This window comes from Pseudomonas sp. 32_A (assembly GCF_017490905.1).
GTDB lineage: Bacteria > Pseudomonadota > Gammaproteobacteria > Pseudomonadales > Pseudomonadaceae > Aquipseudomonas > Aquipseudomonas inefficax.
Genome location: NZ_JAFGYI010000008.1, coordinates 102,178 through 126,017, shown reverse-complemented (window position 1 = coordinate 126,017; position 23,840 = coordinate 102,178). Strand labels below are relative to the sequence as shown.

The 23,840-nt window shown below is 62.8% G+C and carries 24 protein-coding genes; 22 read left to right on the top strand and 2 right to left on the bottom strand.

Features of this window, described 5'->3' with window-relative positions; genetic code table 11:
- Positions 1–106: 106 nt before the first annotated feature.
- Positions 107–925: an inositol-phosphate phosphatase gene (suhB, locus tag J5M58_RS07505; RefSeq protein ID WP_025337769.1), complete on the bottom strand. Its 819-nt coding sequence runs from the start codon at positions 923–925 to the stop codon at positions 107–109.
- Between the two features lie 151 nt (positions 926–1,076).
- Between suhB and trmJ the strand changes: the two genes are divergently transcribed.
- The 22 genes from trmJ (at position 1,077) to J5M58_RS07395 (ending at position 21,094) form a co-directional block, all read left to right on the top strand.
- A complete protein-coding gene (gene trmJ / locus J5M58_RS07500) occupies positions 1,077–1,832 on the top strand; it encodes a tRNA (cytosine(32)/uridine(32)-2'-O)-methyltransferase TrmJ (protein WP_031325634.1) in 756 nt (251 codons plus the stop codon).
- A 3-nt stretch (positions 1,833–1,835) separates the two neighbouring features.
- Positions 1,836–2,621, top strand: coding sequence for a serine O-acetyltransferase (gene cysE / locus J5M58_RS07495; RefSeq protein WP_112250699.1), 786 nt, complete (start codon positions 1,836–1,838; stop codon positions 2,619–2,621).
- 179 nt (positions 2,622–2,800) lie between these two features.
- Positions 2,801–3,292 (top strand): Fe-S cluster assembly transcriptional regulator IscR, encoded by a 492-nt coding sequence (iscR, locus tag J5M58_RS07490; RefSeq protein WP_008092572.1) that lies wholly within the window; start codon positions 2,801–2,803, stop codon positions 3,290–3,292.
- 46 nt (positions 3,293–3,338) lie between these two features.
- Entirely contained in the window at positions 3,339–4,553 is a 1,215-nt protein-coding gene (locus J5M58_RS07485; RefSeq protein WP_013971017.1) for an IscS subfamily cysteine desulfurase, read from the top strand.
- A gap of 46 nt (positions 4,554–4,599) precedes the next feature.
- Positions 4,600–4,986, top strand: a complete 387-nt coding sequence (gene iscU, locus J5M58_RS07480) for a Fe-S cluster assembly scaffold IscU (RefSeq protein ID WP_003248539.1) — start codon at positions 4,600–4,602, stop codon at positions 4,984–4,986.
- Positions 4,987–5,014: 28 nt separating this feature from the next.
- Positions 5,015–5,338 carry an iron-sulfur cluster assembly protein IscA gene (iscA, locus tag J5M58_RS07475; RefSeq protein ID WP_003257854.1) on the top strand — a complete coding sequence of 108 codons (324 nt, stop codon included), beginning with the start codon at positions 5,015–5,017 and terminating at the stop codon, positions 5,336–5,338.
- 8 nt (positions 5,339–5,346) lie between these two features.
- On the top strand, positions 5,347–5,868 hold the full coding sequence (gene hscB / locus J5M58_RS07470) for a co-chaperone HscB (protein ID WP_015269012.1): 522 nt from the start codon (positions 5,347–5,349) through the stop codon (positions 5,866–5,868).
- A gap of 42 nt (positions 5,869–5,910) precedes the next feature.
- Entirely contained in the window at positions 5,911–7,773 is a 1,863-nt protein-coding gene (gene hscA, locus J5M58_RS07465; protein WP_112250701.1) for a Fe-S protein assembly chaperone HscA, read from the top strand.
- 3 nt (positions 7,774–7,776) lie between these two features.
- A complete protein-coding gene (gene fdx / locus J5M58_RS07460; protein ID WP_025337773.1) occupies positions 7,777–8,118 on the top strand; it encodes an ISC system 2Fe-2S type ferredoxin in 342 nt (113 codons plus the stop codon).
- Positions 8,119–8,128: 10 nt separating this feature from the next.
- Entirely contained in the window at positions 8,129–8,329 is a 201-nt protein-coding gene (gene iscX / locus J5M58_RS07455) for a Fe-S cluster assembly protein IscX (RefSeq protein WP_003257859.1), read from the top strand.
- An 89-nt stretch (positions 8,330–8,418) separates the two neighbouring features.
- On the top strand, positions 8,419–8,850 hold the full coding sequence (ndk, locus tag J5M58_RS07450; RefSeq protein WP_023382208.1) for a nucleoside-diphosphate kinase: 432 nt from the start codon (positions 8,419–8,421) through the stop codon (positions 8,848–8,850).
- A 24-nt stretch (positions 8,851–8,874) separates the two neighbouring features.
- Positions 8,875–10,020, top strand: a complete 1,146-nt coding sequence (gene rlmN / locus J5M58_RS07445) for a 23S rRNA (adenine(2503)-C(2))-methyltransferase RlmN (RefSeq protein ID WP_133970441.1) — start codon at positions 8,875–8,877, stop codon at positions 10,018–10,020.
- Between the two features lie 14 nt (positions 10,021–10,034).
- The gene (gene pilW / locus J5M58_RS07440; RefSeq protein ID WP_112250705.1) at positions 10,035–10,796 is read left to right on the top strand and encodes a type IV pilus biogenesis/stability protein PilW; all 762 of its coding nucleotides are present in this window, start codon (positions 10,035–10,037) and stop codon (positions 10,794–10,796) included.
- Complete coding sequence (locus J5M58_RS07435; RefSeq protein ID WP_112250707.1) at positions 10,793–11,854, top strand: RodZ family helix-turn-helix domain-containing protein; 1,062 nt, start codon at positions 10,793–10,795, stop codon at positions 11,852–11,854. The genes pilW and J5M58_RS07435 overlap by 4 nt, the downstream gene beginning before the upstream one ends.
- 2 nt (positions 11,855–11,856) lie before the next feature.
- Entirely contained in the window at positions 11,857–12,966 is a 1,110-nt protein-coding gene (ispG, locus tag J5M58_RS07430; protein ID WP_003257869.1) for a flavodoxin-dependent (E)-4-hydroxy-3-methylbut-2-enyl-diphosphate synthase, read from the top strand.
- 25 nt (positions 12,967–12,991) lie between these two features.
- A complete protein-coding gene (gene hisS / locus J5M58_RS07425; protein WP_075043833.1) occupies positions 12,992–14,281 on the top strand; it encodes a histidine--tRNA ligase in 1,290 nt (429 codons plus the stop codon).
- Between the two features lie 39 nt (positions 14,282–14,320).
- Positions 14,321–14,959, top strand: a complete 639-nt coding sequence (locus J5M58_RS07420) for a tetratricopeptide repeat protein (protein ID WP_013971027.1) — start codon at positions 14,321–14,323, stop codon at positions 14,957–14,959.
- Positions 14,960–16,102 (top strand): outer membrane protein assembly factor BamB, encoded by a 1,143-nt coding sequence (gene bamB, locus J5M58_RS07415; RefSeq protein WP_087503092.1) that lies wholly within the window; start codon positions 14,960–14,962, stop codon positions 16,100–16,102.
- 117 nt (positions 16,103–16,219) lie between these two features.
- Positions 16,220–17,683 carry a ribosome biogenesis GTPase Der gene (der, locus tag J5M58_RS07410; protein ID WP_114167747.1) on the top strand — a complete coding sequence of 488 codons (1,464 nt, stop codon included), beginning with the start codon at positions 16,220–16,222 and terminating at the stop codon, positions 17,681–17,683.
- A 295-nt stretch (positions 17,684–17,978) separates the two neighbouring features.
- Positions 17,979–19,001, top strand: coding sequence for an RHS repeat-associated core domain-containing protein (locus J5M58_RS07405; RefSeq protein WP_207877714.1), 1,023 nt, complete (start codon positions 17,979–17,981; stop codon positions 18,999–19,001).
- Between the two features lie 165 nt (positions 19,002–19,166).
- Positions 19,167–20,315, top strand: a complete 1,149-nt coding sequence (locus J5M58_RS07400; RefSeq protein ID WP_112250711.1) for a pyridoxal phosphate-dependent aminotransferase — start codon at positions 19,167–19,169, stop codon at positions 20,313–20,315.
- Positions 20,303–21,094, top strand: a complete 792-nt coding sequence (locus J5M58_RS07395) for an amidohydrolase (RefSeq protein ID WP_087503096.1) — start codon at positions 20,303–20,305, stop codon at positions 21,092–21,094. The genes J5M58_RS07400 and J5M58_RS07395 overlap by 13 nt, the downstream gene beginning before the upstream one ends.
- 130 nt (positions 21,095–21,224) lie before the next feature.
- Here J5M58_RS07395 and J5M58_RS07390 read toward each other — a convergent pair whose 3' ends face one another.
- Entirely contained in the window at positions 21,225–23,780 is a 2,556-nt protein-coding gene (locus tag J5M58_RS07390; protein WP_207877738.1) for a sulfite reductase flavoprotein subunit alpha, read from the bottom strand.
- Positions 23,781–23,840: the final 60 nt, after the last annotated feature.

Below are 23,840 nucleotides of genomic sequence, written 5' to 3'. Positions count from 1 at the left end.
TGTGGGAGCGGGTTCACCCGCGAAGAGGCCGGCACAGGCAATGCAAAACTGTCAGGCACAAAAAAAGCACCCCGAGGGGTGCTTTTTGTTTGCCGGCAATCCGCGCTTAGCGCTTCATGTTCTCTGGCAGGTGCGGCTGGATAGCAGTCAGCACGGCCTTGAAGCACTTGATGTTGCCCGCAACGATATGGCCCTTGTCGAGGAAGTCGTGGCCACCGTTGAAGTCGCTCACCAGGCCACCTGCTTCCTGAATCAGCAGCACGCCAGCCGCCATGTCCCATTCGGACAGGCCCGATTCCCAGAAGGCGTCGAAACGGCCGGCGGCCACGTAGGCCAGGTCCAGGCTGGCGGAGCCGGCGCGGCGGATGCCGGCGGTCTGGCCAGTCAGGGCGCGGAACATGCCCAGGTAGTTGTCCAGGTCGGCCATCTGGCTGTCACGGAACGGGAAGCCGGTGCCCAGCAGGGCGCCTTCCAGGCTGGTGCGGGAGCTGACACGCAGACGGCGACCGTTGAGCTGGGCGCCACGGCCACGGCTGGCAGTGAATTCTTCCTGGCGAACCGGGTCGACGATCACGGCGTGCTCAAGGCGGCCACGGTATTTACAGGCGATGCTGACCGCGAAGTGCGGGATGCCACGCAGGAAGTTGGTGGTGCCGTCCAGTGGGTCGATGATCCACAGGTAATCCTTGCCTTCTTCGCCGCTACCCGCGTGCAGGCCGGTTTCCTCGCCCTGGATGGAGTGGTTCGGGTAGGCCTTGCGCAGGGCGTTGACGATGCTCTGCTCGGCGGCGCGATCGACTTCGGAAACGTAGTCCTTGGCCTCTTTCTCATCGACCTTGATGCTATCCAGGCGTTCGATGGAGCGGAAAATCAGTTCACTGGCGCTGCGAGCGGCGCGCAGGGCGATATTCAGCATAGGCTGCATGGGCGGGTCACCTGGAGATGTTAAAGAAGAAAGCCGATCATTCTAGCAGAAAACTTTGGCGGCAGAAGTGTCACATTTGCTTTCGTGGCGTTACGTCTGTCGGTTCTGTAAGATCGAACCCCCTGATTCCTGCATCTGTGAGCACAACACCTTGCTGCAAAATATTCGTGTTGTTCTGGTCAATACCAGCCACCCCGGCAACATCGGCGGCGCTGCACGTGCCATGAAAAACATGGGCTTGTCGCGTCTGGTGCTGGTGCAGCCGAAAGAGTTCCCCGCCGTGGATGCCAGTGCCCGAGCCTCGGGTGCCGACGATGTGCTGGACAACGCCCAGGTGGTCGACAGCCTCGAGCAGGCGCTGGTCGGCTGCAACCTGGTGATGGGCACCAGCGCCCGCGAACGGAGCATCCCCTGGCCGCTGATCGGCCCGCGCGAATGCGGGGCCAAGGCGGTGGAGCATGCCAACGGTGGCGAGGAAATCGCCCTGGTGTTCGGCCGTGAGCACGCCGGCCTGACCAACGAAGAACTGCAGCGATGTCACTTCCACGTGCACATTCCCTCCAACCCCGACTTCAGCTCGCTGAACCTGGCCGCCGCTGTCCAGGTACTCTCCTACGAGGTGCGCATGGCCTGGCTGGCCGCCGGTGCAGCGCCGGGCAAGGTCGAGAAGGTTGACGCCAGCGAGCTGGCGACAATGGACGAAATGGAGCTGTTCTACGACCACCTGGAGAAGACCCTGGTCGGTATCGGCTTCCTTGACCCCGAAAAGCCCAAGCACCTGATGCCGCGCCTGCGCCGGCTGTATGGGCGGGTGGCGGTCGAGCGTTCGGAAATGAGCATTTTGCGCGGCATCCTCACCGAGACCCAGAAAGTGGTCCGGGGCGAGCCGCATAAACGGAAGGACTGACAGATGTTCGAACGCCTGCGTGAAGATATTCAAAGCGTATTCCATCGTGACCCGGCCGCGCGCAATGCCTTCGAGGTGCTGACCTGCTACCCGGGCATGCACGCCATCTGGCTGCACCGCCTGGGCAATGCCCTGTGGAAGCGTGATTTCAAGTGGCTGGCCCGCCTGGTGTCGAACTTCGGCCGCTGGCTGACCGGCATCGAGATCCACCCCGGAGCCACCATCGGCCGGCGCTTCTTCATCGACCACGGCATGGGCATCGTCATCGGCGAAACCGCCGAGATCGGCGACGATGTCACCCTTTACCAGGGCGTGACCCTGGGCGGCACCAGCTGGAACAAAGGCAAGCGCCACCCCACCCTGGAAAACGGCGTGGTGGTAGGGGCGGGGGCCAAGGTGCTCGGGCCGTTTACCGTCGGTGCCGGGGCCAAGATCGGCTCCAATGCGGTGGTGACCAAGGCGGTGCCGGCCGGCGCCACGGCGGTCGGCATCCCTGGGCGAATCATCGTCAAGAGCGAGAACGATGAGGTCGAGGCCAAGCGCAAGGCCATGGCCGAGAAGATTGGCTTCGATGCCTATGGCGTCAGTGGCGACATGCCCGACCCGGTGGCCCGTGCCATCGGCCAGATGCTCGATCACCTGCAGGCAGTCGACGAGCGGCTGGAGGGCATGTGCGGCGCCCTGACCAAGATGGGCAGCGATTATTGCGCCAAGGAGCTGCCGGCCCTGCCGGAAGATGACTTCAAGGAAGTTGCCCAGGTGGCTGAGCGCGACACTCAATCGCATTGATTGCGCCGCGCTGAAATCACGGTGACATACGGGGCGTGTGCTCACGCCCCCTGTCTGCTACAATCGCGCCCGCCTCCCCGATGCAAACCCGACTAAAGCACTAGGTCTAATAGTTGACTTAAATGCTCGGGAATCGCATACTCGCTCACATCCTGTAACTCCCGTGGTACCCAATAGCCATGCGACTGACTACCAAAGGCCGATACGCCGTGACCGCCATGCTCGACCTGGCGTTGCACGCGCAGCATGGGCCGGTGTCTTTGGCCGACATTTCCGAGCGCCAGGGCATTTCCCTCTCTTATCTGGAACAGCTGTTCGCCAAGCTGCGCCGCAGCAGCCTGGTATCCAGCGTGCGTGGTCCAGGCGGTGGCTACCAACTGTCGCGTGGCATGGAAACCATCCAGGTGGCCCAGGTCATCGATGCGGTCAACGAATCGGTCGACGCCACCCGTTGCCAGGGGCTCGGGGACTGCCATGCCGGTGACACCTGCCTGACCCACCACCTGTGGTGCGACCTCAGCCAGCAGATCCATGAATTCCTCAGCGGTATAAGCCTGGCCGACCTCGTCATGCGCCGCGAGGTGCAGGAAGTCGCCCAGCGTCAGGACCTGCGTCGTGTCGCAGGCCGTACCGCCCAGCTGGACAAGATTGAGACGTCCGCCGTCGATTGATCCCACCGGGACGACGAGCGACGCCACCGCCTGATAGGAGAGACAAATGAAGTTGCCGATCTACCTCGATTACTCCGCGACCACCCCGGTCGACCCACGCGTGGCCCAGAAGATGGCCGACTGCCTGCTGGTCGACGGGAACTTCGGTAACCCGGCTTCGCGCTCCCACGTCTTCGGCTGGAAAGCCGAGGAAGCGGTCGAGAACGGACGTCGCCAGGTTGCCGAGCTGATCAACGCCGATCCGCGTGAAATCGTCTGGACCAGCGGTGCCACCGAGTCCGACAACCTCGCACTCAAGGGCGTCGCGCACTTCTATCAGACCAAGGGCAAGCACATCATCACCTCCAAGATCGAGCACAAGGCGGTACTGGATACCGCTCGCCAGCTGGAGCGTGAAGGTTTCGAAGTCACCTATCTCGAGCCAGGCGAAGACGGTATCGTCACCCCGGCCATGGTCGAGGCGGCGCTGCGCGACGACACCATCCTGGTTTCGCTGATGCACGTGAACAATGAAGTCGGCTCGATCAACGATATCGCCGCCATCGGTGAACTGACCCGCTCGCGCGGCGTGCTGTTCCACGTTGATGCCGCGCAGTCGGCCGGCAAGGTCGAAATCGACCTGCAAAAGCTGAAGGTCGACCTGATGTCGTTCTCGGCGCACAAGGTGTACGGCCCGAAAGGCATCGGCGCGCTGTACGTCAGCCGCAAGCCGCGTGTACGCCTGGAAGCCATCATTCACGGCGGTGGCCATGAGCGCGGCATGCGTTCGGGCACCCTGCCGACTCACCAGATTGTCGGCATGGGCGAAGCCTTCGCCATCGCCAAGCAGGAAATGGCCGCGGAAAACGTGCGCATCAAGGCCCTGAGCGACCGCTTCTTCAAGCAGGTCTCGGACCTCGAAGAGCTGTACGTCAACGGCAGCAAGACTGCCCGCGTACCACACAACCTGAACCTGAGCTTCAACTACGTCGAAGGCGAATCGCTGCTGATGTCGCTGAAGGACATCGCCGTATCGTCCGGTTCGGCCTGCACCTCCGCGTCGCTCGAGCCGTCCTACGTATTGCGCGCCCTGGGCCGCAACGACGAGCTGGCGCACAGCTCGATCCGCTTCTCCTTCGGCCGCTTCACCACCGAAGAAGAAGTCGACTACGCCGCGCAGAAAGTCTGCGAGGCCGTGAACAAACTGCGTGAGCTGTCGCCGCTGTGGGACATGTACAAAGACGGCGTTGACATCTCCAAGATCGAGTGGGCCGCCCACTAAGCAGTCGCCGGCAAGAGCGGCTCCCTGATGAGGAAGGAATTGCACCATGGCATACAGTGAAAAGGTCATCGACCACTACGAAAACCCGCGTAACGTCGGCAAGATGAATGCCGAAGACCCGGATGTCGGTACCGGCATGGTCGGCGCCCCGGCCTGCGGGGACGTGATGCGCCTGCAGATCAAGGTCAACGAGCAGGGCGTGATCGAAGACGCCAAGTTCAAGACCTACGGCTGCGGTTCGGCCATCGCTTCCAGCTCCCTCGCCACCGAGTGGATGAAGGGCAAGACCCTGGACGAAGCCGAAACCATCAAGAACACCCAGCTGGCTGAAGAACTGGCGTTGCCGCCGGTCAAGATCCACTGCTCGGTACTCGCCGAAGATGCCATCAAGGCAGCCGTACGCGATTACAAGCAGAAGAAAGGCTTGATCTAAGCCGCCTGTTGCGAGGTAAGGAGTCCAGATGGCTATCAGCATGACAGAAGCCGCCGCCAACCATGTGCGGCGTTCCCTGGAAGGGCGCGGCAAGGGCGAAGGCATTCGCCTGGGCGTGCGCACCACCGGTTGCTCGGGCCTGGCCTACGTGCTGGAGTTCGTCGACGAGCTGGCGGACGAAGACCAGGTGTTCGAGAACCATGGCGTCAAGGTGATCATCGATCCCAAGAGCCTGGTCTACCTCGACGGCACCGAACTGGACTTCGTCAAGGAAGGGTTGAACGAAGGCTTCAAGTTCAACAACCCCAACGTGCGCGGTGAGTGTGGCTGCGGCGAAAGCTTCAACGTTTGAGGCTGGCTGTGGGTACTCCTTGTCATTTCGCATTGTTTGACCTCCAGCCAAGCTTCCGCCTGGATCTCGACAAGCTGGCCACTCGCTACCGCGAGCTGGCCCGCGAAGTTCATCCAGACCGCTTTGCCGACGCCTCCGAGCGCGAGCAGCGCGTGGCGCTGGAAAAGTCCGCGGCTCTCAACGACGCCTACCAGACCCTGCGCAGTGCGCCGCGTCGAGCCCGCTACCTGCTGGCCATCGGCGGCCACGAAGTGCCTCAGGAGGTCACGGTCCACGACCCTGACTTCCTGTTGCAGCAGATGCAGTGGCGTGAAGAGCTCGAAGAACTGCAGGACGAAGCCGACCTCGATGGCGTGGCCGTGTTCAAGAAGCGCCTGAAAGTCGCCCAGGACACGCTGAACGAGGACTTTGCCGCCTGCTGGGACGCCCCAGGCGAGCGCGACAAGGCCGAACGCCTGATGCGCCGCATGCAGTTCCTCGACAAGCTCGCCCAAGAAGTGCGCCAACTGGAAGAGCGCCTCGACGATTAACCCGGTGCTGCCCGTGATGGCACCTAAGGTATTCAGATAAGCATGGCCCTACTGCAGATTGCCGAACCCGGTCAAAGCCCTCAGCCGCATCAGCGCCGCCTGGCGGTGGGGATCGACCTGGGTACCACCAACTCCCTGGTCGCCGCACTGCGCAGCGGCCGTAGCGAGCCCCTGCCCGACGCGCAGGGCAATGTCATTCTGCCGTCCGCGGTGCGCTACCTCGAAGGGCGCAACGAAGTGGGGCAGGCTGCACGCGATGCCGCTTCCAGCGACCCGCTGAACACCGTGCTGTCGGTAAAGCGCCTGATGGGGCGCGGCCTCGCCGACGTCAAGCAACTGGGCGAGCAGCTGCCGTACCGCTTCGTTGGCGGTGAGTCGCACATGCCGTTCATCGACACCGTGCAAGGGCCGAAAAGCCCGGTGGAAGTGTCTGCCGATATCCTCAAGGTGCTGCGCGAGCGTGCAGAAGCCACCCTCGGCGGTGAGCTGGTGGGCGCGGTGATCACCGTGCCGGCCTATTTCGATGACGCCCAGCGCCAGGCCACCAAGGACGCTGCGCGCCTGGCCGGCCTGAACGTGCTGCGCCTGCTCAACGAGCCGACTGCCGCTGCCGTGGCCTATGGCCTGGACCAGAACGCCGAAGGCGTGGTGGCCATCTATGACTTGGGCGGCGGTACCTTCGATATCTCCATCCTGCGCCTCACTGCCGGCGTGTTCGAAGTGCTGGCCACCGGTGGCGATACCGCCCTGGGCGGTGACGACTTCGACCACGCTATTGCCGGCTGGATCATCGAACAGGCCGGTCTCTCGTCCGACCTAGACCCGGCCACGCAGCGCCAGTTGCTGCAAACCGCCTGCGCCGCCAAGGAAGCCCTGACCGACGCCGATGTGGTCGACGTAAGCCATGGTGCCTGGCAGGGTCAGCTGAGCCGCGCCGGTTTCGAAGCCATGATCGAGCCGCTGATTGCCCGCAGCCTCAAGGCCTGCCGCCGCGCCGTGCGCGACAGCGGCGTCGAGCTGGAAGAAGTCAGCGCCGTGGTCATGGTCGGTGGTTCGACCCGTGTTCCGCGAGTGCGCGAAGCGGTCGGCACGCTGTTCGGGCGCGCCCCGCTGACGTCGATCGACCCCGATCAGGTGGTGGCTATCGGTGCTGCCATCCAGGCCGACACCCTGGCCGGCAACCACCGCGAAGGCGGCGAACTGCTGTTGCTCGATGTCATCCCGCTGTCGCTTGGCCTTGAAACCATGGGCGGGCTGATGGAGAAGGTGATCCCGCGCAACACCACCATCCCGGTGGCGCGAGCCCAGGAATTCACTACCTATAAAGATGGCCAGTCGGCCATGATGATCCACGTGCTGCAGGGCGAGCGCGAGCTGATCAGCGACTGCCGCTCGCTGGCGCGCTTCGAGCTGCGTGGCATCCCGGCGATGGTCGCCGGTGCGGCTAAGATCCGCGTCACCTTCCAGGTCGATGCCGACGGCCTGCTCAGCGTCGCTGCCCGCGAGCTGGGCTCGGGCGTGGAAGCGAGCATTCAGGTCAAACCGTCCTACGGCCTGACCGACGGCGAAATCGCCCGCATGCTCAAGGACTCCTTCGAACACGCCGGTTCCGACAAGCAGGCCCGTCAGCTGCGCGAGCACCAGGTTGACGGCGAGCGCCTGCTCGAAGCGGTACAGGGCGCCCTGGACGCCGATGGCGAGCGCCTGCTCAGCAGTGACGAGCGTGATGCCATCGAATTCCAGATGCAGGAACTACGTGATTTGCTGGCCGGCACCGATGGCGCAGCCATCGAGCAACAGACCAAGCGTCTGTCGCAAGTGACCGACGCCTTCGCCGCCCGTCGCCTTGATTCGACGGTCAAAGCCGCACTGGCCGGGCGCAACCTGAATGAGATCGAGGAGTAACCGATGCCGCTGGTGACATTCCTGCCGCACGAGAAGTTCTGCCCTGAAGGGCTGACCGTGGAAGTCGAACCCGGGACCAACATCCTGGAGCTGGCCCACGACCATCACATCGAGATGGAAAGCGCCTGTGGCGGGGTCAAGGCCTGCACCACTTGCCATTGCATCGTGCGCAAGGGCTTCGATTCGCTTGAAGAAGCCGACGAACTGGAAGAGGACATGCTGGACAAGGCCTGGGGCCTGGAGGCTCAATCGCGCCTCGGCTGTCAGGTGGTTGTCGCTGACCAGGACCTGGTCATCGAGATCCCCAAGTATTCGCTCAACCACGCCGCCGAAGCGCCGCACTGAGGTTTGCCCCATGAGCCTGAAATGGATTGATGTACTTGAGATCGCCATTCAGCTTGCAGAAAGCAAGCCGGAAGTCGATCCTCGTTATGTGAATTTCGTCGATCTGCACCGTTGGGTGCTGGCCTTGCCAGAATTCAGCGACGATCCGTCACGCGGCGGTGAGAAAGTGCTCGAGGCCATCCAGGCGGCCTGGATCGAAGAAGCCGACTGAACGCGTCCTGCAGGTTAGGCAATCCCCTGGAACCCGCGTATAATTCGCGGGTTTAATTTTTCGCAACACTCATATTTCTGGAGTTTTCCATGGCTGTTCAACGTACTTTCTCCATCATCAAGCCTGACGCCGTTGCCAAGAACGTCATCGGCGAGATCACCACTCGTTTCGAGAAAGCCGGCCTGCGCGTAGTCGCTTCGAAAATGAAGCAACTGTCCAAAGCCGAAGCCGAAGGCTTCTACGCCGAGCACAAAGAGCGCGGCTTCTTCGCTGACCTGGTTGCCTTCATGACTTCCGGCCCGGTCATCGTTCAGGTTCTGGAAGGCGAAAACGCCGTTCTGGCCAACCGCGAGCTGATGGGTGCCACCAACCCTAAAGAAGCTGCTGCCGGCACCATCCGTGCTGACTTCGCCGTTTCCATCGACGAAAACGCTGTTCACGGTTCCGACTCGGAAGCTTCGGCTGCCCGCGAAATCGCTTACTTCTTCTCCGCTACCGAGCTGTGCGACCGCATTCGCTAAGCGAAGCAGGTCTTGGGTGATTCCATGAGTGACATGACTGGCAAGATCAACCTGTTGGGCCTGACCCTGCAGGAAATGGAAAAATTCTTCGAGTCGATCGGAGAGAAGCGTTTTCGTGCCGGTCAGGTCATGAAATGGATTCACCACTTTGGCGTCGACGATTTCGCCGCCATGACCAATGTCGGCAAGGCCTTGCGCGAAAAGCTCGAGGCCGTTGCCGAGATTCGGGGCCCGGAAGTGGTCAGTGAAGACATTTCCGCCGACGGTACCCGCAAGTGGGTGGTCCGCGTTGCCTCCGGCAGCTGCGTCGAAACCGTCTACATTCCCACCGACGATCGCGGCACCCTGTGCGTGTCGTCGCAAGCCGGCTGTGCTCTGGACTGCAGTTTCTGCTCCACCGGCAAGCAAGGCTTCAACAGCAACCTCACTGCCGCCGAAGTGATCGGCCAGGTGTGGCTTGCCAACAAATCCTTCGGGACCGTTCCGGCCAAGATCGACCGCGCTATCACCAACGTGGTCATGATGGGCATGGGCGAACCCCTGCTGAATTTCGACAATGTCATCGCCGCCATGAAGATCATGATGGAAGATCTGGGCTATGGCATTTCCAAGCGTCGCGTCACTCTGTCCACCTCGGGCGTGGTGCCAATGATCGACGAACTGGCCAAGCACATCGACGTGTCGCTGGCCCTGTCGCTGCACGCACCGAACGACGAGCTGCGCAACAAGCTGGTACCGATCAACAAGAAGTACCCGCTGAAGATGCTGCTGGAATCTTGCATGGGCTACATGTCCACCCTGGGTGGCAAGCGCGTGCTGACCATCGAGTACACCCTGCTCAAGGACGTCAACGACCAGCCTGAGCATGCTGCGCAAATGATCGAGCTGCTGCGCGACGTGCCATGCAAGATCAACCTGATCCCGTTCAACCCGTTCCCGCACTCCGGCTACGAGCGGCCGAGCAACAACGCCATCCGCCGCTTCCAGGACCTGTTGCACCACGGTGGCTTCAACGTTACCACCCGTACCACCCGTGGTGAGGACATCGACGCTGCCTGTGGCCAGCTGGTCGGCCAGGTCAACGACCGCACCCGCCGCAGCGAGCGCTACATCGCTGTGCGCCAGCTGTCCGCGGACGCCGAGCTGCAAGACAGCCCCGCCAGCCACTGACCGGGACCTTGCCCATGAGCCTGCGCGCCGCGCTGTCGATCCTTGCGCTTTCGCTGCTGGCCGGCTGCGTGTCGGGCGGCGCGAGCGACCCCCTGGCCAGCCGCCAGGGCAGGGCAGAGGCGGGGCGGGCCTACGTGCAGCTTGGGCTGGGTTATTTGCAACAGGGGTTGACCGAGCAGGCCAAGGCGCCGCTGGGCAAGGCCCTGGCCCTGGATAGCGGTGATGCCGACGCCCACGCCGCCCTGGCGCTGGTCTTCCAGGCCGAAGGCGAGCCTGCGCTGGCCGAAGCGCACTTTCGCAAGGCGCTGCAGGCACGCACGGACGACACGCGAATTCGCAACAATTACGGCAGTTTCCTTTATGCTCAGGGGCGATTTGCCGAGGCCGAGCAGATGTTTCGCCTGGCCAGCGCCGATACCCTGTATCCTGAGCGTTCACGCGTGTACGAGAACCTGGGCCTGACCGCCCTGAAGCTCGAGCGCCGCGACCAGGCGCACGCGTATCTGCTGAAAGCTTTGCAACTCAACCAGCGGCAACCGAAAGCGTTGCTGGAAATGGCTGAGTTGTCCTACGAAAACAGGCATTATGTGCCGGCCCGGGACTACTACGATCGTTTCAGCCAGTTGAGCGACCACGATGCCCGTAGCCTGCTGCTGGGCAGTCGCCTTGCCAGGGTATTCGACGAGCAGGGCACACTGGCCGAGCTGGGCCAGCAATTACAACGACTTTATCCCGGTACGCCGGAATATCAGCAATACCTGTCGGAGCAACGATGAAAGCCGCGCATCCCGAAGTAGCAGTAGCGCCTGGCCAGAACCCCGGTGAGCTTTTGCGTCAGGCCCGTGAGAACCGGGACTGGTCACAAGCCGAGGTGGCCCGCAAGCTCAACCTCACTGTCAGTTCGTTGAACCACGTGGAAACCGGCGCCTTCGACAAGCTGCCGGGGCATACCTTCGCCCGTGGTTATATCCGCGCCTATGCCAAGCTGATGGACCTGGACCAGGCTGCCCTGGTGGACGCATTCGACCGTTACACCGGCACCCACGCCAAAGGCAGCGACGTGCACTCGCTGGGCCGTATCGAAGAGCCGGTGCGCCTGTCGCACAATATCCTGCGTGGCGTCAGCCTGCTGCTGCTGGTGGCGGTGGTCGGCGGCGGCTTCGTCTGGTGGCAGGATCAAGGCAGCCTGCGTGGCAAGGACCTGGCCAAGATCGCCCTGGAGCATGTCGAAGTCGAAAGCGCCGACGGTACCACCCAGATTCACCCGCTCGATGAGCCTGAAGACCAGGCTGTTTCCGCTGGGCAGCAGCCCGAGAGCGCGCCGCTGCCACTGGAGCAGGGCGCTGCCGAGCAGCCTGCCGCCACCGAACCGGCACCGGCACCGGCTAGCCCGGCACCTGCCGCTACCGCTGCCGCGGTGCCGGCACCGGCCCAGCAGGCGCCTGTGTCACCGGTCGCCAGCGCCCCTGCTGCCACGCCTGCGCCGGTAGCACCGGTTGCCCCGGCCCCGGCCCCGGCGGCGGTTGCACCTGCTACGCCCGTAGCGACCGTGGCCGCCACCGAGCCTGCCGCTCCGGTCGCAGTGCCGGCTGGCAGCGCCAAGGTCGCCATCCAGTTCGTCGCCGATTGCTGGACCCAGGTCACCGACGGCAACGGCAAGGTGCTGTTCAGCGCCATCAAGCGCAAGGGGGACAACCTCGAGCTGACCGGCACGCCGCCGTTCTCGGTACGCCTGGGCTTTGCCCGTGGCGCCCAGGTCAGCTACAACGGCCAGGCCGTCGATGTTGCCCCGTTCACCAGTGGCGAGACCGCTCGCCTGAAGTTGGGACAGTAATCATGCACGGCGAATCTCCGATCAAACGTCGCGAATCCCGCAAAATCTGGGTCGGCAATGTGCCGGTGGGTGGTGATGCCCCCATCGCGGTGCAGAGCATGACCAACACCGACACCAACGATGTGGCCGCCACCGTGGCGCAAATCCAGCGCCTGGTCGATGCCGGCGTGGACATCGTGCGCGTCTCGGTACCGGACATGGACGCCGCCGAGGCGTTCGGCCGCATCAAGCAACAGGTCAGCGTGCCGCTGGTTGCCGACATCCACTTCGACTACAAGATCGCCCTGCGCGTGGCCGAACTGGGCGTCGACTGCCTGCGTATCAACCCGGGCAATATCGGCCGTGAAGACCGTGTGCGCGCGGTGGTCGATGCCGCCCGCGACCGCGGCATCCCGATCCGTATCGGCGTCAATGCCGGCTCCCTGGAAAAGGACCTGCAGAAGAAGTACGGCGAACCGACCCCGGCGGCGCTGGTCGAGTCGGCCCTGCGCCACGTCGAGCACCTCGACCGCCTGGACTTCCAGGACTTCAAGGTCAGCGTCAAAGCCTCCGATGTGTTCATGGCCGTCGAAGCCTACCGACTGCTGGCCAAGCAGATCGTGCAGCCGCTGCACCTGGGCATCACCGAAGCCGGTGGCTTGCGTTCGGGGACGGTGAAATCCGCGGTCGGCCTCGGTATGCTGCTGGCCGAAGGCATTGGCGATACCATTCGTATCTCGCTGGCGGCCGACCCGGTCGAAGAAGTGAAAGTCGGCTACGACATCCTCAAGTCGTTGCACCTGCGCTCGCGCGGCATCAACTTCATCGCCTGCCCGAGCTGCTCGCGGCAGAACTTCGATGTGGTCAAGACCATGAACGAGCTGGAAGGGCGCCTGGAAGACCTGCTGGTGCCGCTGGACGTGGCGGTGATCGGTTGCGTGGTCAACGGCCCGGGTGAAGCCAAGGAAGCGCATGTCGGCCTGACTGGCGGTACGCCGAACCTGATTTACATCGATGGCAAGCCGGCACAGAAACTGACCAACGACAACCTGGTCGACGAGCTGGAAAAGCTCATCCGCCAGAAAGCGGCCGAAAAGGCCGAAGCCGACGCGGCGCTGATCGTCCGTGGCTGACACACAGAATTCGTAAGGACTTTTCGTGAGCAAATCGCTGCAAGCCATCCGTGGCATGAACGACATCCTGCCAGAACAGTCGCCGCTGTGGCGCTACTTCGAAGGCACCGTGGCCGGCCTGCTGGACACCTACGGGTACAGCCAGATCCGCACGCCGATCGTCGAGTTCACCGAGCTGTTCAAGCGCTCCATCGGTGAAGTGACCGACATCGTCGAAAAAGAGATGTACACCTTCGAGGACCGCAACGGCGATTCGCTGACCCTGCGCCCCGAAGGCACCGCTGCCTGCGTGCGTGCCGTGCTCGAACATGGCATCACCGGTAACGGTCAGGTGCAGAAACTGTGGTACATCGGCCAGATGTTCCGTCACGAGCGCCCGCAAAAGGGCCGCTACCGCCAGTTCCACCAGATCGGCGTGGAAGTGTTCAACCTGGACGGCCCGGACATCGACGCCGAGCTGATCATGCTGACCTGGCGCCTGTGGGGCCTGCTGGGCATCCAGGATGCGGTCAAGCTGGAGCTCAACAGCCTGGGCACCAGCGAAGCCCGTGCACGCTACCGTGACGCGCTGGTCGAGTTCCTCTCGGCGCGCCTGGAGCAACTGGACGAAGACAGCCAGCGCCGCCTGAAGAGCAACCCGCTGCGCATCCTCGACAGCAAGGACCAGAACACCCAGGCGGTGCTGGTCGGTGCGCCGAAGCTGGAAGACTACCTGGACGAAGAGTCGCGCGTGCACTTCGAGGGCCTCAAGGCCCGTCTGGATGCTGCCGGCATCCCGTTCGTGATCAACACCAAGCTGGTGCGCGGCCTGGACTACTACAGCAAGACCGTGTTCGAGTGGGTCACCGACAAGCTCGGCGCCCAGGGCACCGTCTGCGCCGGCGGCCGTTACGATGGCCTGGTCGAACAGATGGGCGGCAAGCCGACCCCTGGTGTCGGTTTCGCCATGGGCATCGAGCGCCTGATCCTGCTGCTGGAAACCCTGGGCAAGGTGCCCGAGTCCATCAGCCGCCAGATCGACGTCTACCTGTGCGCCTTTGGCGAACAGGCGGAGCTGGCCGGCCTGCGCCTGTCCGAAGGCCTGCGCGACCGTTTGCCGGGCCTGCGCCTGGCAGTCAACGCCGGTGGTGGCAGCTTCAAGAGCCAGTTCAAGAAAGCCGACAAGAGCGGCGCGCTGTTCGCACTGATCCTCGGTGACGACGAGCTGGCCAAGCAAGAAATCGGCTTCAAGCCCCTGCGTGGTCAGGGCGAACAACAGAACATTGCCTGGGATGCTCTGGCAGAGCACCTGGAAACCGCGATCGCGCAGGCGTAACGCGGTTCAACAAGCGAATAGGCGAAAAGGAGTATTGGGGTGTCGAGTACCGATGATGAACTGGCAGGGGTCAAGGACTGGTGGAACCGCAACGGCAAGCCGCTGCTGACCGGTGCCCTGCTGGCTGGCGTGGTGGTGTTGGGCTGGAATACCTGGCACAAGTACCAGAACAATCAGTCGCAAGGTGCCTCGCAGCTGTACCAGGCCTTGCTGGAAACCAGCCTGACGCCGACCGGCCAGCCTGACGCGACCAAGGTCGCGGAACTGGCCGGCAAGCTCAAGAGCGAGTTCGGCGGTACCGCCTACGCCCAGTACGGCAGCCTGTTCGTGGCCAAGGTCGCGGTCGAGAGCGGCAAGCTCGACGACGCTGCTGCCGAGCTGAAGAGCGTGCTGGACAAGCCGGCTGATGCCACCCTGGGCGAAATTTCGCGTCAGCGCCTGGCTCGTGTGCTGGCCGCCCAGAACAAGGCCGAGGACGCCCTCAAGCTGCTTGACGGCGATGCCGACAAGGCCTTCCTGGCCAGCCGCGAAGAGTTGAAAGGTGACCTGCTGGTGCAGCTGGGCCGCGCCGACGACGCGCACAGCGCTTACGAGAAAGCCAAGGCTGCGCTGTCCGATGAGGCGGCGGTCGGTGGCCTGCAATTGAAGCTGGATGACTTGGCCAAAGGGGACGCGTAAGTGATCGGTTGGAAACATGCAGCAGTGCTGACCCTGGCCGTACTGGCCGCGGGTTGCAGCAGCAACAGCAAGAAGGAACTGCCCCCGGCCGAGCTGACCAAGTTCACCGAGGAAGTGGTGCTGAAGAAGCAGTGGAGCCGTTCGATCGGTGATGGCCAGGGCGAGACCTACAACACCCTGGTGCCGGCCATCGAAAACGACCGTATCTATGCTTCCGACGTCAACGGCGAAGTCTTCGCACTCGACCGCATCAACGGCGACGTGGTGTGGAAGAAGGACCTCGAGCTGCCGGTATCCGGCGCTGTCGGCGTGGGCTACGGCCTGGTCATGATCGGCACCCTCAAGGGTGAAGTCATCGCGCTGGACTCCAGCACTGGTGAGGAGCGCTGGCGCTCCCGCGTGACCAGCGAAGTGCTGGCCCCGCCTGCCAACAACGGTGACGTGGTGGTGGTGCAGACCCAGGACGACCGCCTGATCGGCCTGGATGCCGCCACTGGCGACCGCCGCTGGATCTACGAAAACACCCCGGCCGTGCTGACCCTGCGTGGTACCGGCGCACCGATCGCCACCAATCGCCTGGCCGTCGCCGGCCTGTCCACCGGTAAGGTGGTGGCGGTGGACATCAACAACGGCGTGCCGGTGTGGGAAAGCCGTGTGGCGATTCCGCAGGGCCGTTCCGAGCTGGACCGTGTGGTCGATATCGACGGCGGTCTTCTGCTGTCGGGTGGTACCCTGTACGTCAGTACCTACCAGGGCCGCGTCGCGGGCCTGGACCTGGAAAGCGGCCGTGTGCTGTGGCAGCGCGATGCCTCCAGCTATGTGGGTGTCGCCCAAGGCTTCGGCAACGTCTACGTCAGCGAAGCTTCGGGTACTGTCGAAAGCGTCGACGAGCGCTCGTCCAGCGCCCTGTGGACCAACGACACCATGGCTCGCCGCCAGCTGACTGCACCTGAGGTGTTCTCCAGCTACGTGGCGGTGGGTGACTTCGAGGGTTACCTGCACCTGCTGAGCCAGGTCGATGGCCGCTTCGTCGGCCGTGAGCGTATCGACAGTGATGGCCTGCGTGCCCGCCCACTTGTGGTCGGCGACACCATCTACGTCTTCGGCAACAGCGGTAAGCTCGAGGCACTGACCATCCGCTGAAGCTATGCTTGAAGCCTTGGCGGGCTTCAAGCCGCGGCGCAGGACACGCCGCCCGAACTCCGGCCGCTGCCTTGCAGCGGCCTTTGCATTTTCAAGAATTCAAGAGTGGAGAGCCGAATGGTTCCCGTAATCGCCCTGGTGGGCCGCCCGAACGTCGGCAAATCCACCATGTTCAACCGCCTGACCAAGACCCGCGATGCCATCGTCGGTGACCTGTCGGGCCTGACCCGTGACCGCCAGTACGGTGATGCCAGCTGGCAGGGTCGTTCCTTCATCCTGATCGACACCGGCGGTATCACCGGTGACGAAGTGGGCATGGACGAGAAAATGGCCGAGCAGTCGCTCATGGCCATCGAAGAAGCCGACTATGTGCTGTTCCTGGTCGATGCCCGTGCCGGCATGACCGCTGCCGACCAGATGATCGCCGAACACCTGCGCAAGCGGAACAAGGAAGCGATCCTGGTTGCCAACAAGATCGACAACATCGATGCCGACGTCGCCCGCGCCGAGTTCTCGCCGCTGGGCATGGGCAACGCCATTCCGGTGGCCGGCTCCCAGGGCCGTGGCATCAACGCGCTGATGGAAGCCGTGCTTGGCCACATCCCGCGTGACCAAGTCGAGGAAGCGCTGGACGCCGAAGTCGCCGAAGGCGAAGAAGCGGTGCGTATCCCGGGCCCGAGCGAGAAGGATGGCATCAAGATCGCCATCATCGGCCGCCCCAACGTCGGCAAGTCGACGCTGGTCAACCGCATGCTCGGCGAAGAGCGCGTGGTGGTGTACGACCAGCCGGGTACCACCCGCGACAGTATCTACATTCCGTTCGAGCGCGATGACGAGAAGTACACCTTCATCGACACCGCTGGCGTGCGCAAACGCGGCAAGATCCACGAGGAAGTCGAGAAGTTCTCGGTGGTGAAGACGCTGCAGGCGATCAAGGACGCCAACGTGGTAATCTTCGTCATGGACGCCCGCGAAGGCGTGGTGGACCACGACCTGAACCTGCTGGGCTTCGCCCTGGAAGCTGGCCGTGCCATCGTCATCGCCCTGAACAAGTGGGATGGCATGCAGCCGGGCGAGCGCGACTACGTGAAGACCGAGCTGGAGCGCCGGTTGTTCTTCGTCGACTTCGCCGACATCCACTTCATCTCCGCCCTGCATGGCACTGGCGTGGGCAACCTGTACAAGTCGGTGCAGGCCGCGTTCAAGTCGGCGGTAACCCGCTGGCCGACCAGCCGCCTGACGCAAATCCTCGAAGATGCCGTGAGCGAGCACCAGCCACCACTGGTCAACGGCCGCCGCATCAAGCTGCGCTATGCCCACCTCGGCGGTGCCAACCCGCCGCTGATCGTGATCCACGGCAACCAGACCGACAAGATTCCCAAGTCGTACTCGCGTTACCTGGAGAACACCTACCGCCGCGTGCTGAAACTGGTCGGTACGCCGATCCGCATCGAGTACAAGGGCGGTGAGAACCCGTACGAGGGCAAGAAGAACACCCTCACCGATCGCCAGGTCAACAAGAAGCGTCGCCTGATGTCGCACCACAAGAAGGCCGAGAAGAAGCGTCGCGACAAGCGCTGATTCCGCGTCGACTTCTTCGCGGGTAAACCCGCTCCCACAGGTCCCCACAGTTTTCGAATTCTGTGAGTACCTGTGGGAGCGGGTTTACCCGCGAAGAGGCCCTTGAACCAGTATAACTTCCACCATCTTCAATCCTCCCCTGACAGCTCGATTCGCTATGCTCGAGCTCTTCTTCTATTGTCTCATCACGCCCATAAGCAGGGGCTGCTGACCCTGCCTGGTAAAAATGCTAGTTGTCCGTTGCTGTAGTCTTTGAAAGACTTGGGTTAAGTTGTCTGTCAATCAGGGGCTAAGTATGGAACTTCAGCGTAAAGCTTTGAGGCTGTTTTATTGTGGTCGTAATGTGCATGCGATCCTTCGTGATCAAGGTAGTGGTACTGTTTTTCGGGTCGGAGGGCAATTATTGGCCGAGTCGAGGAACAGTGCTGTAGATAGCATTGCCCTATTATCGGTTGATAACTCTGGCTCTGTAGTTGGCGTGGCGCATGAGAGTGGTCGGGAGACGTTTGATTATACCGCTTATGGCCATTGTTCCTCCCTTTCTTCGGGGCGCTCCTCGCTAGGGTTCAATGGTGAGTATTATGATGACTTGCTTCAAGGGTATATGCTGGGGAATGGCTACAGATTATTTAACGGTATGAGATTTAACTCCCCGGACAGTTTTGCACCTTTCAGGGTAATGAACGCATATGGGTATTGCAATGGGGACCCTGTCAATTATGTTGATCCTAGCGGGCATGCTCCGTGGGGGCTATTTTCTCGCAGATCCTATTTCAAGATGAAAAACGTGTTTAAAGATGTCTCGCGCTCTACCAAATCGATGAACAGTTTTCCTTTGATCGATTTTGATGAATCTGTACATCCGAACCGTATTGCCAGGACCATTGAAAACCACATGAAGGGAGTTAAGGAGCTGGGGGCCAAGCTGGAAAGTATTGGGGCGAAGGAAGGGAGCACCGCATTTCGTGTACTTGACCGTAAGTATAAACTCGGGCTAAGGGCGGCTAATTTTAGTGAGGCAGCGGAAACATTTACGAGTAATATGAAGATGTTGCAGGGTCGCCATTTACGCGCTCATGAGGACTACATCACTCGGGGTAACCATAATGCGCCGATTTATGGTGAAATCGCGGGTCGCGAGAAGCATATTGCGGTCTTGAAGGGTAGACGAATGAATGGTAGTAAATTTGATTATGACCTTTCGGATGCTGATTTACATAGTCTTGAACGGAGAAGGGAAATTCACAATCGTCCATACGATCTACAGATAGCGGAGCTTCAAAATGAAGTATACATATTGCGAGGAAAATTGCTTTGAAGTGGATACTCAATTAGACCCGTAACCCTGATGTGGGGAGCCCTGTCCCACCTGTGCTGGCGCCGAAACCAGTTGTCATTGGAGCACTCTGCTTTTTCCTGACCGCTCGATCCGCTATGCTCGGACTCCACCCCGTGCCGGATACCCCCCAGGAAAGAGGGCTCCATGATCCGCAGCAAACTGCCGAATGTCGGCACGACCATCTTCACCACCATGTCCCAGCTCGCCGTGCAGACGGGCGCGCTCAACCTGTCGCAAGGTTTCCCCGACTTCAATGGCCCGCAGGCGCTGCTCGATGCAGTCGGCCGGCATGTGGCCGCCGGGCATAACCAGTATTCGCCGATGACCGGCCTGCCGGCCCTGCGCCAGCAGGTCGCGGCCAAGGTCGCGCGGCTGTATGGCGCGCAGGTGGATGCCGACCAGGAAGTGACCATCACCCCTGGCGCCACCGAGGCGATCTTCTGCGCCATCCAGGCGGTGGTGCATGCTGGCGACGAAGTGATTGTCTTCGACCCTTGCTATGACAGCTACGAGCCGTCCGTGGAACTGGCCGGTGGGCGCTGCGTGCATGTACAGCTGAGCGACGGCGATTTCCGCATCGACTGGCAGAAGTTCAGCGATGCACTCAGCCCGCGCACGCGCATGGTCATCCTCAATTCGCCGCACAACCCCAGCGGTGCGCTGATTACCCGCGATGACCTCGACCAGTTGGCGCGGCTGATCGCTGACCGCGATATCTACCTGGTCAGCGATGAAGTGTACGAACACCTGGTCTACGACGGTGTGCGTCATGCCAGCGTGCTGGCCCACGAGCAACTGTACCCGCGTGCCTTCGTGGTCAGCTCGTTCGGCAAGACTTATCACGTCACGGGCTGGAAGACCGGCTACGTGATCGCCCCGCCGACGCTGAGCGCCGAGCTGCGAAAGGTGCACCAGTACGTCAACTTCTGCGGGGTGACCCCGCTGCAGTGCGCCCTGGCCGATTTCATGGCCGAGCACCCCGAGCATATCGATGAACTGCCGGCCTTCTACCAGGCCAAGCGAGACTTGTTCTGCGGCTTGCTGGAAGGCTCGCGGTTCCGTTTCACCCGTACGGCGGGTACCTATTTCCAGCTGGTGGACTATTCGCAGATCCGCCCGGACCTGAACGATGTAGACATGTCGCTGTGGCTGACCCGTGAGCACGGCGTGGCGACCATTCCGGTGTCGGTGTTCTACCAGCAGCCCATCCCCGAGCAACGCCTGGTCCGCCTGTGCTTTGCCAAACGAGAGGAGACGCTGCGTCAGGCAGCGGAAAGACTATGCGCGATCTGAGCACACTGCCGAACCTGAAAGTCGCCCTGGTGCAGACCACCCTGGCCTGGCACGACCGCGAGGCCAACTATGCGCACTTCGAGGTGCTGCTGGAGCAGGTGGGCGAAGTGGACCTGGTGATCCTGCCGGAAATGTTCACTACCGGTTTCTCTATGCAATCGGAAAGCCTGTGCGAGCCGGAGAATGGCCCGACCTACAAATGGCTGAAGGCCCAGGCGAAGAAGTACGACACGGTGATTACCGGCAGCGTGATCATCCAGGCCGCTGATGGCAGCCACCGCAACCGCCTGCTGTGGGCGCGGCCGGATGGCGAGATCCTGCATTACGACAAGCGCCACCTGTTCCGCATGGCCGGTGAGCACAAGCATTACACCCCTGGCGAGCGCCAGGTGCAGTTCGAGCTCAAGGGCTGGCGGATTCGCCCGTTGATCTGCTACGACCTGCGCTTCCCGGTGTGGAGCCGCGATGCCCAGGACACCGACCTGTTGCTGTACACCGCCAACTGGCCGGCTGCGCGCCGCCAGCACTGGAACCGCCTGTTGCCGGCGCGGGGTATCGAGAATCTGTGCTATGTGGCGGCGGTGAACCGGGTGGGCACCGACGGCAAGGGCTTTGCCTACTCCGGCGACAGCCAGGTGCTGGACTTCCAGGGTGAGAGCCTGCTCAGTGCCGGGGAGGCCGATGGGGTGTTCACCGCGGTGTTGAGCGCGGCGGAGCTTGCGGCCTACCGGGCCAAGTTCCCGGCCAACCTGGATGCTGACACCTTCGAGCTGCACTGATAGCCAGTACCGGCCTATTCGCGGGTAAACCCGCTCCCACAAGGTCCTCACAGATTCCGAAACCTGTGCAATACCTGTGGGAGCGGGTTTACCCGCGATGAGGCCGGTGCGGGCCTGCATCAACTATGAATCAGTACACATCCCGCCGATACCGCCCATCCTCGATCAGCTGCTGCACTAGCGCTTCACCGAGGACACCGTTGAGCGCCGCGTCCACCCCTGCCGCCATCCCTTGCAGGCTGCCGCAGACATACACACAGGCGCCTTCCGCCACCCAGCGCTTGAACTCTTCAGCCTGCTGCAGCAACACATCCTGCACATACACCTTCTCGGCCTGGTCCCGCGAAAACGCCAGGTCCAGACGTGCCAGGTCACCGCTGTCCAGCCAGCCTTGCAGCTCGCTGCCACATAGCAGGTCATGCGCCCGGTTACGCTCGCCGAACAGCAGCCAGTTGCGCTGCTCACCAGTATTCACCCGCGCGCGGAGCAGGCTGCGCAGGCCGGCCAGGCCGGTACCGTTGCCGATCAGTACCATTGGCGCAGCGCTTTGCGGCAGGTGAAAGCTGCTGTTGCGCCGCAAGCGCAGGCTCAGCATGCCATTCAACGGCAGGTACTCGGTCAGCCAGCCGGAACCCAGGCCCAGGCTGCCATCGGCATGGCGCTCCTGGCGCACGATCAGCTCCAGCACGCCATCGCTGGCGATCGAGGCGATCGAGTACTCGCGGCTGCCGATCGGCACCAGTGCATCGACCAGTGCTTGCGGCTGCAAGCCGACCAGGTGATCGCGCCGGGTCGGCAACTGGCGGCCGGCCAGGGCCTGGGCGAGGGTTTCGCCCAGGCCATTCACTTGCACCTTGGCCCCGGCGTCCAGCGCCATGCCATCGAGGAAGGTGTCGATCCTCGGCTGGCCATTGAGCGGCAGGATCTCCACCAGGTCGCCGGCTTCCCAGCTGGCGGGCTGTTCCGGTCGCAGGCCCAACAGGTACACCGGCTGGCCCTGGCTGCCCGGGTTGAGCAGTTCACGGTGCACCAGCGACCAGTTGCCGAAACCCGGCGGCTGCCAGGCGGTCACCGGCTGGGCACCGGTCAGTTGCGCCAGTTCCTGCTGCCACTGCTGCAGCGCGGCCTGGTCGGCGTTGTCCACTTCCACCGGGCTGAACGCACTGCTGGCACCGCGTTCACCCAGCCATGCCTGCAGGCGGCGGGCGAAGCCGCAGAAGTGCGGATACTGGCGGTCACCGAGGGCGAGCAGGGCATAGCTGAGGTTGTCCAGCGCCCAAGGCTGGCCGAGCACCTTGCGCTCGAAGGCGCGGGCGCTGTCGGGGGCTTCGCCGTCGCCGAAGGTGCTGACCACGAACAGCGCACGGCGGGCCTGGCGCAGGTCGCTTTCACCCAGTTCGGCCAGGGCGCGTACCTGCACTGGCAGGCCGGCGGCCTGAAGCTGCCCGGCGCTCTGCCAGGCCAGTTGTTCGGCAAGCCCGCTCTGGCTGGCAAAGCCGATCAGCCAGCTGTCGCCGCTGGCAGTGTTGCTGGTGACGTTGCCACGGGCCGCGCGTACCTGGCGCTTCTTGCGCCGGCGGTCGAGGTACAGCAGCCAGCCGGTGACGAAGAACAGCGGCATGGTCAGGCTGGCGATGGTGACGATGATGCGCCCCGGCAGGCCGAAGTATTCGCCCACGTGCAGGGCGTAGACGCTCTGCAGCAACTGGGCCTTGAAGGATTTGTCGGTGTAGCGGTCATGTTTTTTCACCTGGCCGCTGGCCGGGTCCAGCACCAAGGTATTGAAGGCACGCGGGTGGTCGGCGTTGTCCAGCAGGTAGAACAGGTTGGCTGGCCGGCCGCCTACCGGTGGCAGGCGCAGGTTGTACATGGCCAGGCCCGGGCCGGCGGCATCCTTGAGGTTGGCCCAGATCGCGTCGTAGTCGACCACCAGCGGCGGGGCGTTCTTGTCGATTTTCTGTGGCCCGTGGCGGCCACGGCCTTCGCCGTGCTTTTGCTGTTGGCCGGCGGCCGGCGCGTCGGCCAGCAGCTTGTTCAGGCCGTCGCGGTACCACTCGTAGGACCAGAACAGCCCGGTCAGGGCGAACAGCAGGTAGAACATCAGGCACCAGGTGCCGGCCACCGCGTGCAGGTCCCAGTTGAAGGCGCGGCCTTTCTTGGCCCAGTCGAAGGTCAGCCAGGTGCGCCAGTCCAGCGCCTTGCGCGGCCAGCGCAGGTACAGGCCGGAGAGGCAGAAGAACACCAGCATCAGGGTGCAGGCACCGGTGATCTGCCGGCCGCTGTCGCCCATGGCGAGGAAGCGGTGCAGGTTGAGCATGAGGTTGAAGAAGCCTTGCCCGGCCACTTCTCCCTTGAGTTCGCCGGTGTACGGGTCGGCATAGCGCAGCGGGCCGCGGCGCTCGCCTGGTGGCGGGGTGAAGGCGACCCGTGCGGCGTTGCCTTCGCGCACATCGACCCACAGCATCGCCACCTTGTCGTGTTGCTGGGCCTCGACCCGACGTACCAGCTCGGCCGGCGGCAACACGCCTTCGGCTCGCACTTCTATCTTGAGCACATCGGCATTGAACGCGCGCAGCAGTTCTTCCTGAAACGAGTACAAGGCCCCGGTGATGCCCATCAAGGCCAGCACCAGGCCAGCGGTGATGCCAAAGAACCAGTGCAATTGGAACAGCGTCTTCTTCACCACATGATCACCTTGTTTATGCCGCATGCCGCATGCCGCATGCCGCGCGGCGTGCATTATGCC

Coding starts and splice junctions, on each gene's coding strand:
- rlmN (WP_133970441.1), top strand. CDS start 8,875: ATGAGTGACATGACTGGCAAGATCAACCTGTTGGGCCTGACCCTGCAG.
- J5M58_RS07485 (WP_013971017.1), top strand. CDS start 3,339: ATGAAGTTGCCGATCTACCTCGATTACTCCGCGACCACCCCGGTCGAC.
- iscX (WP_003257859.1), top strand. CDS start 8,129: ATGAGCCTGAAATGGATTGATGTACTTGAGATCGCCATTCAGCTTGCA.
- J5M58_RS07395 (WP_087503096.1), top strand. CDS start 20,303: ATGCGCGATCTGAGCACACTGCCGAACCTGAAAGTCGCCCTGGTGCAG.
- hscA (WP_112250701.1), top strand. CDS start 5,911: ATGGCCCTACTGCAGATTGCCGAACCCGGTCAAAGCCCTCAGCCGCAT.
- cysE (WP_112250699.1), top strand. CDS start 1,836: ATGTTCGAACGCCTGCGTGAAGATATTCAAAGCGTATTCCATCGTGAC.
- ndk (WP_023382208.1), top strand. CDS start 8,419: ATGGCTGTTCAACGTACTTTCTCCATCATCAAGCCTGACGCCGTTGCC.
- pilW (WP_112250705.1), top strand. CDS start 10,035: ATGAGCCTGCGCGCCGCGCTGTCGATCCTTGCGCTTTCGCTGCTGGCC.
- der (WP_114167747.1), top strand. CDS start 16,220: ATGGTTCCCGTAATCGCCCTGGTGGGCCGCCCGAACGTCGGCAAATCC.
- J5M58_RS07400 (WP_112250711.1), top strand. CDS start 19,167: ATGATCCGCAGCAAACTGCCGAATGTCGGCACGACCATCTTCACCACC.
- J5M58_RS07405 (WP_207877714.1), top strand. CDS start 17,979: ATGGAACTTCAGCGTAAAGCTTTGAGGCTGTTTTATTGTGGTCGTAAT.
- fdx (WP_025337773.1), top strand. CDS start 7,777: ATGCCGCTGGTGACATTCCTGCCGCACGAGAAGTTCTGCCCTGAAGGG.
- suhB (WP_025337769.1), bottom strand. CDS start 925: ATGCAGCCTATGCTGAATATCGCCCTGCGCGCCGCTCGCAGCGCCAGT.
- ispG (WP_003257869.1), top strand. CDS start 11,857: ATGCACGGCGAATCTCCGATCAAACGTCGCGAATCCCGCAAAATCTGG.
- J5M58_RS07435 (WP_112250707.1), top strand. CDS start 10,793: ATGAAAGCCGCGCATCCCGAAGTAGCAGTAGCGCCTGGCCAGAACCCC.
- iscU (WP_003248539.1), top strand. CDS start 4,600: ATGGCATACAGTGAAAAGGTCATCGACCACTACGAAAACCCGCGTAAC.
- iscR (WP_008092572.1), top strand. CDS start 2,801: ATGCGACTGACTACCAAAGGCCGATACGCCGTGACCGCCATGCTCGAC.
- iscA (WP_003257854.1), top strand. CDS start 5,015: ATGGCTATCAGCATGACAGAAGCCGCCGCCAACCATGTGCGGCGTTCC.